Source organism: Streptomyces sp. NPDC050085, from assembly GCF_044460595.1.
Classification (GTDB): domain Bacteria; phylum Actinomycetota; class Actinomycetes; order Streptomycetales; family Streptomycetaceae; genus Streptomyces.
This window is the reverse complement of record NZ_JBITJZ010000005.1, coordinates 267,033-283,251: the sequence shown is the minus strand read 5'-3', so window position 1 is coordinate 283,251 and position 16,219 is coordinate 267,033. Positions and strand designations below refer to the sequence as shown.

General features: G+C 71.8%; 12 protein-coding genes. 7 read left to right on the top strand and 5 right to left on the bottom strand.

The window, feature by feature from the left end:
• Positions 1–88 precede the first annotated feature (88 nt).
• Both ACIBUY_RS20970 and ACIBUY_RS20965 read left to right on the top strand, forming a co-directional pair.
• Positions 89–1,741, top strand: coding sequence for a multicopper oxidase family protein (locus tag ACIBUY_RS20970; RefSeq protein WP_399153310.1), 1,653 nt, complete (start codon positions 89–91; stop codon positions 1,739–1,741).
• Between the two features lie 238 nt (positions 1,742–1,979).
• Positions 1,980–2,783, top strand: a complete 804-nt coding sequence (locus ACIBUY_RS20965; RefSeq protein ID WP_399153309.1) for a hypothetical protein — start codon at positions 1,980–1,982, stop codon at positions 2,781–2,783.
• 63 nt (positions 2,784–2,846) lie between these two features.
• Here ACIBUY_RS20965 and ACIBUY_RS20960 read toward each other — a convergent pair whose 3' ends face one another.
• The 4 genes from ACIBUY_RS20960 to ACIBUY_RS20945 all read right to left on the bottom strand — a co-directional run bounded on the left by ACIBUY_RS20960 (position 2,847) and on the right by ACIBUY_RS20945 (position 7,881).
• The gene (locus ACIBUY_RS20960; RefSeq protein ID WP_399153308.1) at positions 2,847–4,079 is read right to left on the bottom strand and encodes an MFS transporter; all 1,233 of its coding nucleotides are present in this window, start codon (positions 4,077–4,079) and stop codon (positions 2,847–2,849) included.
• Positions 4,080–4,225: 146 nt separating this feature from the next.
• Positions 4,226–5,239 carry an endonuclease/exonuclease/phosphatase family protein gene (locus ACIBUY_RS20955; protein ID WP_365561720.1) on the bottom strand — a complete coding sequence of 338 codons (1,014 nt, stop codon included), beginning with the start codon at positions 5,237–5,239 and terminating at the stop codon, positions 4,226–4,228.
• 232 nt (positions 5,240–5,471) lie between these two features.
• A complete protein-coding gene (locus tag ACIBUY_RS20950) occupies positions 5,472–6,065 on the bottom strand; it encodes a TetR/AcrR family transcriptional regulator (RefSeq protein WP_365562020.1) in 594 nt (197 codons plus the stop codon).
• Positions 6,066–6,285: 220 nt separating this feature from the next.
• Positions 6,286–7,881: an MFS transporter gene (locus tag ACIBUY_RS20945; protein ID WP_365561718.1), complete on the bottom strand. Its 1,596-nt coding sequence runs from the start codon at positions 7,879–7,881 to the stop codon at positions 6,286–6,288.
• A 245-nt stretch (positions 7,882–8,126) separates the two neighbouring features.
• On the opposite strand from ACIBUY_RS20945, the gene panB reads away from it, so the two are divergent.
• The 3 genes from panB to ACIBUY_RS20930 all read left to right on the top strand — a co-directional run bounded on the left by panB (position 8,127) and on the right by ACIBUY_RS20930 (position 11,089).
• On the top strand, positions 8,127–9,005 hold the full coding sequence (panB, locus tag ACIBUY_RS20940; protein WP_365561715.1) for a 3-methyl-2-oxobutanoate hydroxymethyltransferase: 879 nt from the start codon (positions 8,127–8,129) through the stop codon (positions 9,003–9,005).
• A gap of 219 nt (positions 9,006–9,224) precedes the next feature.
• Positions 9,225–10,256 carry an ATP-binding cassette domain-containing protein gene (locus ACIBUY_RS20935; protein WP_365561712.1) on the top strand — a complete coding sequence of 344 codons (1,032 nt, stop codon included), beginning with the start codon at positions 9,225–9,227 and terminating at the stop codon, positions 10,254–10,256.
• A complete protein-coding gene (locus tag ACIBUY_RS20930) occupies positions 10,253–11,089 on the top strand; it encodes an ABC transporter permease (protein WP_365561710.1) in 837 nt (278 codons plus the stop codon). The genes ACIBUY_RS20935 and ACIBUY_RS20930 overlap by 4 nt, the downstream gene beginning before the upstream one ends.
• 39 nt (positions 11,090–11,128) lie before the next feature.
• Here the strand turns inward: ACIBUY_RS20930 and ACIBUY_RS20925 are convergent, their stop codons facing one another.
• Entirely contained in the window at positions 11,129–14,434 is a 3,306-nt protein-coding gene (locus ACIBUY_RS20925) for a BTAD domain-containing putative transcriptional regulator (RefSeq protein ID WP_399153307.1), read from the bottom strand.
• Between the two features lie 133 nt (positions 14,435–14,567).
• On the opposite strand from ACIBUY_RS20925, the gene ACIBUY_RS20920 reads away from it, so the two are divergent.
• Together ACIBUY_RS20920 and ACIBUY_RS20915 are read left to right on the top strand one after the other, a co-directional pair.
• Entirely contained in the window at positions 14,568–15,371 is an 804-nt protein-coding gene (locus tag ACIBUY_RS20920; RefSeq protein WP_365561704.1) for a site-2 protease family protein, read from the top strand.
• Positions 15,372–15,463: 92 nt separating this feature from the next.
• Positions 15,464–16,216, top strand: a complete 753-nt coding sequence (locus tag ACIBUY_RS20915) for a hypothetical protein (protein ID WP_399153306.1) — start codon at positions 15,464–15,466, stop codon at positions 16,214–16,216.
• Positions 16,217–16,219 lie beyond the last annotated feature (3 nt).

The window sequence follows — 16,219 nt, the reverse complement described above, 5'->3', positions numbered from 1 at the left end:
CCCGATCGGGTCGAGCGGTGTATCAGAGGCAGCGGATGAGTTCGCCACTGCACGCAGCACGACACCGACATCGAGGTGCAACTCAGTCATGCACGACAACACTCCTTCCACCCCCACGCGCCGCACCCTGCTCGGCGCATCGATCGCCGCACTCGGCACGGGAGTTCTGGCCGCCTGCTCCGGCTCGTCCGGCTCCGGGCACGGCGGTCACGGCGGCTCGGGCGGCGGCGCGCCCGAGGGCTATGTCGACCCGGCCGGCCAGGAGGTCGCCGCAGCGGAGAAGAAGCGCGGCCCGGGCGGACCGGTCCGCAAGGTGTCCCTCACCGCGGCCGCGACCCGGCTCGACCTCGGCGACCGTACGGTCAACTCCTGGTCGTACGGGGGCGATCTGCCCGGCAAGGAGGTCCGGGTGACGGCGGGCGACACCCTCGCCCTGACCCTGGCCAATCACCTGCCGCAGCCCACGTCCCTGCACTGGCACGGCCTGTCCCTGCGCAACGACATGGACGGCGTCCCCGGTCTCACCCAGAAGTCGATCGCCCCGGGCGCCGACTTCACGTACCGCTTCACGGTCGCGCACCCGGGCACGTACTGGTTCCACCCGCACTCCGGCACCCAGCAGGACCGCGGTCTGTACGCGCCACTGATCGTGGAGGACCCCAAGGAACCGCTCTCGTACGACAAGGAGTGGGTGATCGTCCTCGACGACTGGGTCGACGGGGTGGACGGCTCGACACCGGACGCGGTCCTGGCCGAACTGCGGGCGGGCATGGGCGAGTCGGGCGACTCCGGCGGCGGCTCGGGCGGGCACTCCGGGCACGACATGTCAGGGATGGAAGGCATGTCGATGAGCACGAAGGAGAGCGCGTCGCCCTCGGGATCGGCGTCCGGGCCGGGCACCGGCCCGTCGCGAATGATGATGGGCGCGACGAGCGACCTGCTCGGCGGGGACGCGGGCGACGTGGCCTACCCGCACTACGTGATCAACGGGCGTACGGCGGCGGCCCCTTCGTCCTTCACGGCCCGCCCCGGCGACCGCATCCGGCTGCGCCTCATCAACGCGGGCGGGGACACCGCCTTCCGCGTGGCGCTCGGCGGCCACGCGATGACGGTGACGCACACGGACGGCTTCCCGGTGCGGCACGCGACGACGGACGCGCTGCTGCTCGGCATGGGCGAGCGGTACGACGTCCTGGTCACGGCGGGTGACGGGGTCTTCCCGCTGACGGCGCTCGCGGAGGGCAAGAAGGCATCGGCGCTCGCGGTGCTGCGCACGGGCGCGGGGTCGCCGCCCGCCGCCAAGGTCCGCCCCAAGGAGCTGGACGGCCGCCTCCTGACGGCGGACAGGCTCAGGGCCCATCCCTCGGTGGCCCTCGCCGCCCGCGAGCCGGACCGCACGATCAAGCTCCAACTGACGGGCGGAATGGCCAAGTACGACTGGGCCTTCGACAAGAAGCCCTACACATCGGACCAGCGCCACCCGGTCCGCGCGGGAGAGCGCGTCCGCCTGGTCTTCGCCAACTCCACGTCGATGTGGCACCCGCTCCATCTGCACGGCCACACGTTCTCCCTGGCGAGCGTGGCGGGCGGCCCCCGCAAGGACACGGCGATCGTCCTGCCGAACGGGACGCTGACGGTGGACTTCGACGCGGACAATCCGGGCCTGTGGATGGTGCACTGTCACAACGTGTACCACTCGGAGGCCGGGATGATGACGGTGCTGGGGTACCGGCAGGGCTGAGCCGGGGCGGCCTTGGGGAGCGGCACCCCTGGAGCAGCACCCCGAGCAGCACCCCGAGAGCGGCACCCGAGAGCGGCGGACGGACAGCTTCCGCTTATCTTGTTCCTACACGGCCGGAAGGGGACACCGGCCGCCCCCCTGTTTACCCACTGCTTTACCCACTGCGTCTTTACCCACTGCGTCCGGCACCTTCGGCCGAAGGTGCCGGACGCAGTCGCGTCTGAACGAAGGACACCGCATGACCGCCCCTGCCCAGTGGCCGCAGCCGCCCGCGCCCGAGGCTGCCCCGTACCCGCACGGCCCCGGCCCCTTCCCTCCCCCGCCGATGCAGAACGGTCCGGGCACCGCCGCGTTCGCCCTCGGCAACATCGGCGTCCTGGCCGGCATGGTCCCCGGTCTGTTCATGGTGGCCGTCCCGCTCGGCGTCCTCGCGCTCGTCCTCGGCCTGATCGGGTACTCCCGCGGCCGCAAGGGCCGCGCGGACAACGGCCGCAGCGCGCTGGCCGGTGCCGTGCTCGGCGGGGTCGCGATCGTGCTGACCGTCGTCATCACGATCCTCGCCCTGCCCAAGCTGAGCGAGCTGATGGACCGGGCCGAGGACGGGCGGGACGGGCAGGGGGCGTCGTCCGCCGCCGCGTCACCCGCGCCCGTGGCCGACGAACCGCTCGCGTTCGGCGACAGCGGCGTGTACGAGGACGGCCTCGAGGTCACGGTCTCCGCGCCCGTCGCCTACAAGCCGGATCCCTACATGCCCCGTTCCGCGGGGACCAAGGCCTACCGGGTCACGGTCACCGTCGTGAACGGCACCGACGCGAAGTTCGACGGCGATACGCTCTTCCCGCAGGGCCGGGACGCCAAGGGTCACGAGGCCGAGAACCTCTACGACACCCACCGCCTCACCGGCACCATCGCCCCCGGCAAGCGGGCCACGGGCACGTACGGCTTCGACCTGCCCACGTCCGCGTCGGGCCACCTGGACGTGGAGATCGCGCCCACTCTGACCGAGTACGCGGCGACCGTCTGGTCGGGCCCGACGCGATAGGGCGACGCGATACGGCGACGCGCTGGGGCGACGGGGCGGGGCTGCGGGCCCCGCCCCGGATCGTCACCGCCGGGCCGACGCCACCTCGTCGACGTCACCGGGGACGTGCCCCGCGACCAGACGGCCGGACCCGGTGGCGTCCAGCGGGACCCGGCGGTGGTCCACCGCGTAGGACACCGCCGCGACCCCGAGGCCGAGCACCACGAGGCCCGCACCCGCGAGCGCCGGTGACGTGACGCCGAAGCCCGCGGCGAGCGCGAGGCCGCCGATCCAGGCGCCGCCCGCGTTGGCCAGGTTGAAGGCCGCCTGGTTCGCGGACGAGGCGAGGGAGGGTGCCGCGGCGGCCTTCTCCATCACCATCAGCTGCAGCGGCGACCCGGTCGTGAACGCGGCCGTACCGAGCAGCAGCACCGCGAGCGCCGCACTCCACTCGGCCTTCATCATCAGCGGGAAGAGCGCGAGGACGACACCCAGCGAGGCGAGGCCGCCGAAGAGCGTGCCGCGCAGCGAGTGGTCGGCGAGCCGCCCGCCCATCAGATTGCCGATCGTGGCGCCGACGCCGAACAGCGCGAGCAGCAGCGTCACGCTGGCCTCCGCGAATCCGGCGGCGTCCGTGAGCATCGGCGTGATGTAGCTGTAGGCGGCGAACAGCGCGCCGAACCCGGCGACGGTCGTGCCGAGCGCCAGCCACACCGGAAGCGAGCCGAGCGCCTTCAGTTCGCTGCGTACGCCGACGGCCGTGCCGTGCCCGTGGTCGGCGGGCACGAGCGCGACCAGGGACGCGATCGCGGCGAGCCCGATGACGCTGACCGCGAGGAAGGTCGCGCGCCAGCCCAGTTGCTGCCCCATGGCGGTGGCGACGGGGACGCCGACGATGTTCGCGACGGTCAGGCCGAGGAACATCAGCGAGACCGAGCGGGCCTTGCGCTCGGGCGCGACCAGCGACGTGGCGACGACCGCGCCGACGCCGAAGAACGCGCCGTGCGGCAGTCCGCTGACGAAGCGGGCGATCATCAGCCAGTGGTAGTCGGGGGCGGCGGCCGACACCGCGTTGCCGAAGACGAAGAGCACCATCAGGCCGATCAGCACCCGGCGGCGCGGCATGCGCGCGGTGAGCGCGGCGAGCAGCGGGGCCCCGATGACGACGCCGAGCGCGTACGCGGAGACGAGGTGTCCTGCGGTGGGGATCGAGATGTGCAGATCGCCCGCGACGTCGGGCAGCAGGCCCATCATCACGAACTCGGTGGTGCCGATGCCGAAGGCGCCCACGGCGAGGGCGAGCAGGGCGAGGGGCATGAGGGATCGTCCAAAGAAAGTGGGTGCAGGAACAGCGGGCGGAACCGGCGGGGCCGAGCGGGCAGGGCCGGGCCGAATCCGTAAGTTTACGTACGGAACAAAGACTGCCGCATCCACTATTCCGCGAGGTTAAAGCCCCGTGAACGTCACACGGTGACCCGGGCCGCGATCGGCAGGTGGTCACTGCCGGTCTCGGGCAGCGTCCAGGAGGAGACCGGCTCGACGCCCTTGACCATGATCTGGTCGATGCGCGCCATCGGGAACGAGGCCGGCCAGCTGAACCCGAAGCCGCTGCCCGCGGCGCCCTGCGTGGAGCGCATCTGGGACGTGACGGCGTTCAGCGCGCGGTCGTTCATCGTGCCGTTCAGGTCGCCGAGCAGGATGACCTTGCCGAGCGGCTCGTCGGCGATGGCCTCGCCGAGCGCGTTGGCGCTCTTGTCGCGCTGACTGGCGGTGAACCCGGAGTCGAGCTTCACCCGCACCGACGGCATGTGCGCCACGTACACGGCGACCCTGCCCTCGGGCGTCGCGACGGTGGAGCGCATGGCGCGGACCCAGCCCAGCTTGATGTCGACGGGCTGCGTGTCGGAGAGCGGGTACTTGCTCCACAGGCCGACGGTGCCCTGCACCGAGTGGTACGGATAGGTCGCCGCGAGCGTCTTCTCGTACGTCGGCAGCGCCTCGCTCGTCAGCTCCTCCAGGGCCACGACCTGCGCGCCGGACGCGGCGACGCCCTTGGCCGTGCCGACCGGGTCGGGGTTGTCGGCGTTCACGTTGTGCGTGGCGACGGTCAGGTCGCCGCCGCTGTCCTGCTTGTCGGTGAGCAGCCCGCCGAAGAGGTTGAGCCAGACGATCGCCGGGACCAGGACCGCGACGACGGCGGTCGCCGACTTCCGTACGAAGCCGAGGACGAGCAGCACCGGGATGAACAGGCCGAGCCACGGCAGGAAGGTTTCGGTCAGCGAGCCGAGGTTGCCGATGGTGTTGGGGATCTGCGCGTGCAGCAGCATGACGAGCGCGAGCACGATCGCGAGGACGGCGAGGACGATGCCGCGCCGCCACAGGCCCTGGTCGTGGCGGAGCCGGTGCCCCAGGCGTCGCAGCCGGGCGCCCGGTCCGGTGTGCCCCGAGTCCCCGCTGCCGTCGTACGCCTGCGCCATACCGTCGTCGCCTCAACTCTGCCGTGCCCGCCGTCCCCGCCCAGAACACTAGGCGATGATCAGCGGCTTGCTGTTCCGTCACGCCCCGCCGGGCGGGTTCATGACGTCCGTACGGCCACGAGGACGAGCGGGACGGCGTGCCGAGTTCCGTATGAGGGCCCCGGATGCGGCTGCTGTGACGAAACGCGCACATTAAGCCGGTCTACCAGCCGGTTCCTCGGCCGGTCCGCCCTCAGCCGGTCTCCCGAAGGCGCAGTCCGGCGAGCGCGGTGTCGACGATCTGCGCGGGCAGCTCCTCGGCGAGCGGGGCGTCGGTCCGCATGACGGTGCGCAGCAGCATGGGGCCGACGATCAGGTCGTTGGCGAACTCCACGTCGATGCCCGCCGGCAGCTCGCCGTCCTCGATGCCACGCCGCAGCACGTCGTACATGGTGCGGCGGCGGGGGGCGACCACGATCTCGTGGTACGCGTCCCAGAGCCGGGGCAGGGACTTCATCTGGGCGATGACGTTGTGCAGCAGGGCCGACGAGCGCATGCTCAGGCCGCGTCGGCGCTGGTTCTCGAGGAGACAGATCAGGTCGTCGCGCATGCTGGTGCCCGGCAGTTCGGGCTCCGGCTCCTCGATGGAGCGCAGGACGTCGACGAAGAGCTCCTCCTTGCCGCTCCAGCGCCGGTAGATCGTGGCCTTGCCGACGCCGGCGGTGCGGGCGATCCGCTCGATGGACAGGCCGGTGAGCGGCACGCCGTCCTCGAGGAGTTTGACGACGCCTTCGATGATGGCCTGCTCGACGGCCTCGCTGCGGGGGCGGCCGCGCACGGGGGCCACGCAGTCGGCCGATGGCGCCGGGCTGCCCGTCGGTGGTGTCGGGGCGTCCGCCGATGGCGTCGGGGCGTCCGGCACCTTGTCCCGCCGCGCCTGTCGCCCGACCCGCTCCGTGTCCACGCCTCCGCCTTCCGCCACGGCCCCGGAACCCGGCCCTCCGCCGGGTTCCGGGGCATTGTCTCAGCGCTTGTGCCGTATCCGGCCGTCCGCCGGGGGTCCGGGCTCAGCGGCCCGCGCCCGCCTTCTCCGGCTCGCCCTGCTGGTCCGCGGGCACGGCCGGTGCCCTGCCCGGCAGGAACAGGCCGGTGACGACCGCGCTGAGCAGGGCGACGCCCGCACCGCACAGCGCCGTGACGTGCATGGCGTGCAGGAACGAGTCGTTGGCCGCGCCGACCAGGCCCTGGGCCCGCGGCCCCATCTTCTCGGCGACGCCGAGGGTCGCCTCGATGGACGCGCCCGCGGTGTCGCGCACGCCGGCCGGCAGCAGCCCGAGCTTGTCCTCGATGCCGCCGCGGTACGCCGTGGAGAGCACGGAGCCGAGGACGGCGATGCCGAGCGCGCCGCCGACCTGCCGGAAGGTGTTGCTCAGCGCGGACGCGGAGCCCGCCTTCTCGCGCGGCAGCGTCTGCATGATGACGACGCTGGTCGGCGTCATCACATGGGCCATGCCCATGCCCATGAAGAAGAAGATGACTTCCAGGATCCAGATCGGGGTGTCGGCCTCGAGGACGGTGAACGCGGCGAGCATGCCGCAGAGCAGCACGAGCCCGCCCGTGGTGGTGGCCCGCACGCCGAACCGCTCGACGACGATCCGGGCCCGCGGCGCGAAGATCAGCTGGGCCACGGCGAGCGGCAGCAGCAGGGCGCCGGTCTGCAGCGGCGAGTAGCCGCGCACGCTCTGGGTGTAGAAGACCGAGAAGAAGGTGACGCCCATCAGCGCGAAGAAGACGAGCGCGATGGCGGCGATCGCGGCCGAGAACACCTTGTTCTTGAAGTAGTTGACGTCGATCGACGGGTGGTCGCTGCGCTTCTCGTAGACGACGAACCCGACGAGGACGACGAGTCCGGCCGCGATGGTCGCGAGCACCTGGGGGCTGGTGAAGTCGCCCTCGTCGCCGCCCTTGATGATCCCGTAGACGAGCAGGACGAGGCCGACGACGGACAGCAGCACGCCGACGAGGTCCATGCGGCCGGGGTGCGGGTCCTTGGAGTCGGGCACGAGCGCGAGCGTCATGACCACGGCGGTGATCACGATCGGCACGTTCACCAGGAAGACCGAGCCCCACCAGAAGTGGTCGAGCAGCACGCCGCCGGTGATCGGCCCGATGGCGATGGCGAGTCCCACGCCACCGGCCCAGATGCCGATGGCCTTCGGCTGCTCCTCGCGCTCGAAGACGTTCATGAGCACGGCGAGCGTGGCCGGCATGACGAAGGCAGCGCCGAGGCCCATCAGCGCACGGAACGCGATGAGCTGGACCGGGGAGCCGGACTCGGCGGCGAGCGCCGAGCCGATGCCGAAGACGACCAGGCCCCCGATGATGATCTTCTTGCGCCCGAGGCGGTCACCGAGCAGACCGGCGGTGAACAGCAGCCCGGCGAAGACGAGGGTGTACGCGTTGATGGCCCACTCGAGCTCGCTCTGCGTGGCGCCGAGGCCGGTGGGCGCGGGGGTCGAGATCGTCTTGATCGCGACGTTCAGGATGGAGTTGTCGAGGACGACGATCAGCAGGCTCAGCATGAGCACGCCGAGGATGGCCCATCGACGACGGTGCACGGCCTCCGGTATCCGGGGGGCGGCGGGAGCGGCAGGAGTGGTCATGCGGAAAACCCTAGCGCCATTTCGATACGGCCCCGTCTCGTATTGAAAATCCAGAACGAACCCAGAAGGAACCCGGAGCGAACCCGGAGGAAACCCTTACCTGGGCTTTACGTAGGGCGTCACTGGAGTCGTCGGAAGTCACCGGATGGGGCCTGGCGCGGGACCGGCACGCGGTGCCACCATGGAGGTGATCCGGGGACACCGTCAGGGTGCCTCGAGACGACTGAATTGAAGGAGCCGTTGCGATGACGCAACCCACGCAACTTCCGGCTGCCCAGCAAGCCCCCGACAGCAGCAACCCCAAGGCGCTGTACGGAGGCAAGGGCACCCGTCGCATCACCGTCCGCGACATCACCCTCGCCAAGGAGCGCGGCGAGAAGTGGCCGATGCTGACCGCGTACGACGCGATGACGGCATCGGTGTTCGACGAGGCGGGCATCCCCGTGATGCTGGTCGGCGACTCGGCGGGCAACTGTCACCTGGGATACGACACCACGGTCCCGGTCACGCTCGACCAGCTGACGATGCTCTCCGCCGCCGTCGTCCGGGGCACGTCCCGGGCCATGATCGTCGGCGACCTGCCCTTCGGCTCCTACCAGGAGGGCCCGGTCCAGGCCCTGCGCTCGGCGATGCGCCTGGTCAAGGAGGCGGGCGTCGGGGCCGTCAAGCTCGAGGGCGGCGAGCGCTCCCACGAGCAGATCAAGCTCCTCGTCGACTCCGGCATCCCGGTCATGGCCCACATCGGCCTGACCCCGCAGTCGGTCAACACCCAGGGGTACCGGGTCCAGGGCCGCGGCGAGGAGGCCGCACAGCAGATGCTGCGCGACGCGAAGGCGGTCCAGGACGCGGGCGCGTTCGCGGTCGTCCTCGAGCTGGTACCGGCGGAGCTCGCCGCCGAGGTCACGCGGGTCCTGCACATCCCGACGGTCGGCATCGGGGCCGGGCCCGAGACGGACGCGCAGGTCCTGGTCTGGACGGACGCGCTCGGTCTGACGGACGGCAAGATGCCGCGCTTCGTCAAGAGTTACGCAAATCTGCGTTCTGTCATGTCCGATGCGGCGAAGGCGTTTGCGGAGGACGTGATCGGCGGAACGTTCCCTCTGGAGGAACACTCCGTCCACTGACCCGGCATCCGGCGCACCACCCCAGAGCCATAGCGGCACCAACGCGGCCCGTCGATCTTCCCCCGTCGACGGGCCGCGGCCATGCGCCGCGCTCCGCGGGTCGAGCGGCGCCGAGGTGCCGCGAAGCCGGTTGCCGACAGCTCACCGACAGCCGACCGACAGACGGGCTGTCGGTCGGCTGTCGGTGAGTTGTCGGTGGGGTCTGGCACCTTGATGGGCATGACGCGAATCGACAAGAACCCCGAAGGCGGCCGACCCGTGGCCGTGTCCGTGCGGGGGCTGGTCAAGCACTACGGCGGCCCCCAGGGAACACGAGCCCTGGACGGCGTCGACCTCGATGTGCACGAGGGCACCGTGATGGGTGTCCTCGGGCCGAACGGGGCCGGCAAGACCACCCTCGTACGCTGCCTGTCCACCCTGATCAGGCCCGACGCCGGCACGGCGATCGTGGCCGGCTACGACGCGGTGAAGCAGCCGCGCCAGCTGCGCCGCGTGATAGGCCTCACCGGCCAGTACGCCTCGGTCGACGAGAAGATCTCCGGCCGCGAGAACCTGTACATGATCGGGCGCCTGCTCGACCTGTCCAGGAAGGACGCGAAGGCCCGCGCCGACGCCCTCCTGGAGCGGTTCTCCCTGACCGACGCCGCGACCCGCCCCGCGAAGACGTACTCCGGGGGCATGCGCCGCCGCCTCGACCTCGCCGCCTCGATGATCGGCCAGCCGCACGTCCTTTACCTGGACGAGCCGACGACCGGCCTCGACCCCCGTACCCGTAACGAGGTGTGGGACGAGGTCAAGCGCATGGTCCGCGACGGCGTCACCGTGCTGCTCACCACCCAGTACATGGAGGAGGCCGAGCAGCTGGCCTCCGAGCTGACCGTCGTCGACCACGGCAAGGTCATCGCCCGCGGCGGCATCGACGAGCTGAAGGCGAAGGTCGGCGGCCGCACCCTGCGCATCCGCCCGGCCGACCCGCTGGAGCTGCGCCCGCTGGCCGCGGCCCTCGACGACCTGGGCCTGACGGGCCTCGCCACCACCACCGTCGACACCGATTCCGGCACGGTCCTCGTGCCGATCCTCAGCGACGAGCAGCTGACCGCCGTCGTCGGCGCGGTCACCGCGCGCGGCATCACGATCGGCTCGATCGCCACCGAACTGCCCAGCCTGGACGAGGTGTTCCTGTCCATCACCGGCCAGAAGGCCAGTGCCCCGCAGGACGCCCGCATCGAACTCGAGGAGGTCGCCGCATGAGTACCACCACCATCGCCGCACCCGCGGCGCCGACCATAAAGGTCGAAGCCGATCCGCGCATCGGCCTCCGTGGCCATCTGCGTCACACCGGCGCGCTCGTCCGCCGCAACCTGCTGTGGATCAAGCAGGACCCGGAGTCGATGTTCGACGCGGTCCTGATGCCGATCATCTTCACCTTGCTGTTCGTGTACGTCTTCGGCGGCTCGATCGGCCAGGCCATCGGCGGCGGTCAGGACGCGTACGTGCAGTACGTGATCCCCGGCATGATCGCGATGATGAGCATGAACATCGCGCAGGGCGTCGGCACCGGCTTCAACGAGGACTTCCAGAAGGGCATCATGGACCGCTTCCGGTCGCTGCCCATCGGGCGGGCCTCGGTCCTGATCGCCAAGGTGTCGGTGGAGCTGCTGCGCATGCTCGTCGCCACCACGGTCCTGATGATCGTCGGCGTGCTCGTCGGCTTCGACATCACCAACTGGGGCGGCCTGTTCGCCACGGTCGGCCTGTCCACGCTCTTCGCCTCCTCCATCATGTGGATCTTCCTGGTCCTCGGTGTGACCATGAAGAACGCCCAGTCCGTGCAGGCGATGGGCTTCCTGGTGATGATGCCGCTGCAGTTCGGCTCGTCGATCTACGCGCCGCCGCAGTCGATGCCCGGCTGGCTGCAGTCCTTCACCGACTACAACCCGATGTCGAACCTCGCGGACGCGGCCCGCGGCCTGATGGTCGGCGGCCCCGTCGCCCACGACCTGTGGATGACGCTCGGCTGGACCGCCGCGCTGACGGTGGTCATGGCGCCGATCGCGATCCGCAAGTACACGAAGAAGAGCTGACGCCGGGCGCAGAGTCGGCGGCGTAGGGCGTCGTTCGCGTCAGAGCAGGGCGGTGGCCTCCTCCACGGAGAGGCCGCCGCCCTCGGCGTATGCCCGTGCGTAGGCGGCGCCGTCGAGCAACGCCCGCACCACCGCCTCCGTCTCCGTGCGCCACTCGCGCTCCATCGCCGTCGGGAAGTGCTCCTCGGGCAGGGACGCGTCGGACGCGCCGATCAGCCGGGCCGCGAGCTCCGCGTCGCCGGGGCGGGCGAAGAGGACGAGGGCGCGGGCCGCGGTGAGCAGCTGCATCGCCCCCATGAACGGCATGATCATCGAGGCCAGCGGGTCGCGCGCGAGGTTCAGTGCCTGCTTGGTGTGGGTGTACGCGATCTCGCCCCGGCCCTCGAGGACCTCGATCATCGCCTCCATGCCGGTCGTCATGCCGTGGAAGAAGACGATCTCGGAGACCTTGAACTCGTCGCGCAGCAGGTCGAGTTGCTCCCGCGCCTCGGGGATCCTGCCGGTGGTCGCGAGCCGGGCGACGAGGAACATACGGGCCGCGGGCCTGGCCTCGTTGGTGTTGCGGCGGGCCCGGCCGACGGCCTCCCACAGCAGGCGTTCACCGGTCTCGCCGTCGCCCTGTTCGAGGAGCGCCTGGCCGAGCCTGACCTGCAGGAGCAGCGCCTGGGCGTGGGCGCCCATGCTCTCGGCGAGCTCCCTGGCGCGGCGGTAGTCGTCGGCGGCGTCCGCGAACCGGCCGAGCTGCTCGTGGGCCTCGCCGCGCGCGGCCAGCGCCTCGGCGACGCCCCATTCGTCGCCGAGCCGGGTGAACAGGTCGAGCGCCTCGTCGGCGTCCGCGATCGCGGGGTGGGCGGTCGTCGCCCGGTTGGCCAGGATGTTGGCCCGCAGTTGCAGGACGAGCGCGAGCTCCCACTCGTAGCCGAGGTCCCGGCAGGTCTGCACCGTCAGGTCGGAGAGCTCGTGCATCAGCTCCATCTCGCCGGTCATCAGGACGGCGAAGTACCAGATGTTGCCGGGCGGTCGGCAGGCCTGCGGCAGATCGGCACGGTAGGTCGCGCGGATGGAGCGCAGCCGGGCCTGGCCCTCCTCGGACTGCCAGTGGGCCATGTCCATGTCCATCGTGGACAGGCGGGTGAGGTGGATCTGGCGCCTGGCCTCCTCGAGGAGGTCGCCGGTGAGCGGCGGCGGCACGTCCGTGCAGCGCTGGTGCAGCGGCGGTGCGGGCCGCCCGGGCCCGGCGAACGGGTCGGGGCCGAGCGCCGCGGTCTCCGCCATCCAGGCGCGCGCCTCGGTGCGCAGGTCCCGCATCTGCCAGTACCAGGACAGTGACAGGACGAGGCTGAGGGCCTCCTGTTCGTCGCGGGCGGCGACGGCGTGCCGCAGGGCGGTGCGCAGGTTCTCGTAGTCGCGCTCCAGGCGGGCGACGGCGGCGCGCTGTCCGTGGCCGCGCAGCAACGGGTCGGTGGTGCGGGCGAGTTCACGGAAGTACGTGAGGTGCGCGCGCTCGGTGCCGGCCCGCCCGCCGGCCTCGTCGAGCCGGTCGCCCGCGTACTCGGAGACGGTCTCCAGGAGCCGGTAGCGCATGCCCCCGGGGCCGTCCGCGGTGTCGCCGTCCGGGGCGGCGACCACCAGCGACTTGTCGACGAGCGAGGCCAGTACGTCCAGGACGTCCGCCGCGTCGAGGCCGTCGGCCCCGCAGACCGCCTCGGCGGCAGCCAGGTCGCAGCCGCCGCTGAACACGGACAGGCGGGCGAGGACGGTGCGTTCGGCGGCGTCGAGCAGGTCCCAGGACCAGTCGACGACGGCCCGCAGCGTCTGCTGGCGGGGCAGCGCGGTGCGGGCCCCCGAGGTCAGCAGCCGGAACCGGTCGTCGAGCCGGTCGGCGATCTGGCGCGGGGTCAGCATCCGCAGCCGGGCCGCGGCCAGCTCGATGGCGAGCGGCAGCCCGTCGAGGCGCCGGCAGATCTCCTCGACCGCCGCGGCCGTCTCCGCGTCCCGGTCGACGGTGAACCCGGGTCGCACCGCGGCGCCGCGCTCGCCGAGCAGCCGCAGCGCGTACGGCTCGGGCAGCGGCTCGACGGGGTACAGCAACTCCCCCGGTACGCCGAGGGGTTCGCGGCTGGTGGCGAGCACGGTGAGGCCGGGGCAGCGGGCAAGCAGGTGTTCGGCGAGGGCCGCGGCGGCGTCGATGACGTGCTCGCAGTTGTCGAGCAGGAGCAGCATCCGGCGGTCCGCGCAGTGCTCGACGAGCCGGACGAGCGGGTCGTCGGCATGCCGGTCGCCGACGGCACGCAGTTCCTCGGCGCCGGCGCCGCGCAGCACGGTCTCGCGGACCCCGAGCGCGCTGACGACGGCCCCGGGGACGGCGTCCGGGTCGCCCACGGGCGCGAGCTCGGCGAGCCAGACCCCGTCGGGCGCGAAGCCGGCGAGCCCCTCGGCGGCCTCCTGCGAGAGCCGCGTCTTGCCCGCACCGCCGGGACCGAGCAGGGTCACCAGGCGCTCGCGGCGCAGGTCCGCGCGGATGGCGTCGATGTCGGCGCCGCGGCCCACGAACGAGGTGAGGCGGGCGCGCAGGTTGCCCGGCGCCGGCCGCTGCGGGCTCGCGTCCGGCGCCGGTCCCGGGGCGGCGGGGTCCAGCAACTCCTCGTACAGGCAACGGAGTTCGGCTCCCGGGTCGGTCCCGAGCCGCTCCGCGAGGGCGCGCCGCACCTCCTCGTACGCGGCCAGCGCCTCGGCCGCGCGTCCCGTGTCCCGCAGTGCGCGCAGCCGCAGCGCCTGGAGCGGTTCGTCGAGCGGGTGGGCGTCGCACAGGGCCGTCAGTTCGGGCAGCGCCGCGTCGGCCCGGCCGAGCGCGACCTTGGCGGCGAGGCGGGTGCGGCGCGCGTCCAGGTGGCGGGTGTCCCAGCGGGCGGCTTCGGCGGTGCGGTCGGGCAGGTCGGCGAGGGCGGGCCCGTGCCACAGGGCGAGGGCGTCGTCGAGGACGTCGGCGGCCTTCGCCGCGTTGCCGTCGGCGAAGGCGCGGGCGCCGTCGGCGGTGAGCCGCTCGAAGCGGAACAGGTCGACGTCGTCGGACCCGGCGGCCAGCCGGTACCCGCCGTCGCCGGAGCCGATCGCGTCGGCGCCCAGGGCCCGGCGCAGGCGTCCGACGAGGGCCTGCAGCGCGGCCGGTGCGTCCGCGGGCGGCTCGGCGCCCCACACCTCGTCGACGAGCACGGCGACGGGCACGGCCTTGCCGGGCCGCAGCGCGAGCACGGTGAGCAGGGCACGCAGCCGCGCCCCGCCGACGGGGACGGCCGTGCCGTCGTCGCGGAGTGCCTGGGTGGTGCCGAGGATGCGGTAGCGCACGGGCCCATTGTCCCCGCTCGGGCCGGGAGCGGTCGCCGGGCCCCGGAACTCCCGGCGCCTCGCGACACGTTCCCGGCACAGGGCGGGTACGTTCAGTGACGCCACAGATCAGCGACCCCGGGAGCCCCAGCCCATGACCACCGCCACATCCCGTCGCGGCGACAGCCGGATCAGCCCCGTCTTCCTCGGCATCTGCGCGATCACGGCCGTCTCCGGCTGGGCGGTGTGGACGGACTTCGCCACGATGCCCGGCGTCGCCGTCTTCCTCTTCGTGACGGCGGCCTGGATCGTCTCCCTGTGCCTGCACGAGTACGCGCACGCGCGCACGGCCCTGCACAGCGGCGACATCTCCGTCGGCGCCAAGGGCTACTTGACGCTGAACCCGCTGAAGTACACCCACGCCCTGCTCAGCATCGTGCTCCCCGTCATCTTCGTGATCATGGGCGGCATCGGTCTGCCCGGCGGCGCGGTCTTCATCGAGCGGGGCCGGATCCAGGGCCGCTGGAAGCACAGCCTGATCTCGGCGGCGGGGCCCCTGACGAACGTGCTGTTCGCGATCGTGTGCACCGCCCCGTTCTGGCTGCACGCACTGGACGGCGTACCGGACACGTTCCGCTACGCGCTCGGGTTCCTGGCGCTGCTGCAGGTGACGGCGGCGATCCTGAACTTCCTGCCGGTGCCGGGCCTGGACGGGTACGGGGTGATCGAGCCCTGGCTGTCGTACAAGGTGAAGCGCCAGGTGGAGCCGTTCGCGCCGTTCGGCCTGCTCGCGGTGTTCGCCGTCCTGTGGATCCCCGAGGTCAACACGTGGTTCTTCGACCTGATCGACGCGGTGCTGCGCGCGCTTGGCGTGACCGAGTGGGACACGTACTGGGGCCAGCGGTTCTACCGCTTCTGGCAGGGCACTCCCGAGATCCCCGTCTACACCCAGCCCTGACGCCCCGAGAAGTGGACAACGCCCTTCCGGTGACATGACGGGACAAAGGGGCACTCGCGACTCTCCACACGGTCCCTACAGAAGGAGAAGTCGTGCAGCGCAGCAGCAGAACGGTGGCGGCGCTCGTGGGAGTCCCGGCCGTCCTGGGTCTCGCGGCCTGCGGGAGCGGCGGGTCGGACGAGCCGTTCGCGGGCAAGAGCGCCGACCGGATCGCCGCCGACGCGGTCAAGGCCACCAAGGAAGCCGACTCGATGCACATGAAGGGCACCGTGCGGCAGTCCTCGGGCGAGTCCGTCACCGTCGACCTCTCGGTGGACCAGAGCAAGAACTGCGAGGGCTCCATCGGGTCGAACGGCGCCCGGGCCGACATCCGGCACAGCGACGCCACGCTGTACCTGCGCGGCGACGAGCAGTACTGGCGGTCGGCCCTGAAGGGGCAGCCGGGCGGTGACCGGGTCGTTCCGAAGGTGAAGGACAAGTGGGTGAAGGCGCCCGCGGACGACGCGATGACGCAGGGCCTGTGCGACAAGCAGGGGCTGTTGGCCTCGATGGACGAGGACACGTCGGAGCGCACCGGCATGAAGAAGGACGAGTCGACGACCGACATCGACGGCACCAAGGCGGTCCGGCTCACGAAGAAGACGTCGGACGGCCGGACGCTGGCGCTCTACGTGGCCGCGGAGGGCAAGCCGTACATCCTGCGGACCACGGAACAGGGCGGCAAGCAGCCGAACACCGCCACGTTCGGCGACTACGGCAAGAAGGTCAGCCCCCAGAAACCGCCGGCCGACGAGACCGTCGACCTGAAGGAGATCGCCCAGGGCGCCGGGGGCGGCCAGGTCTGACCG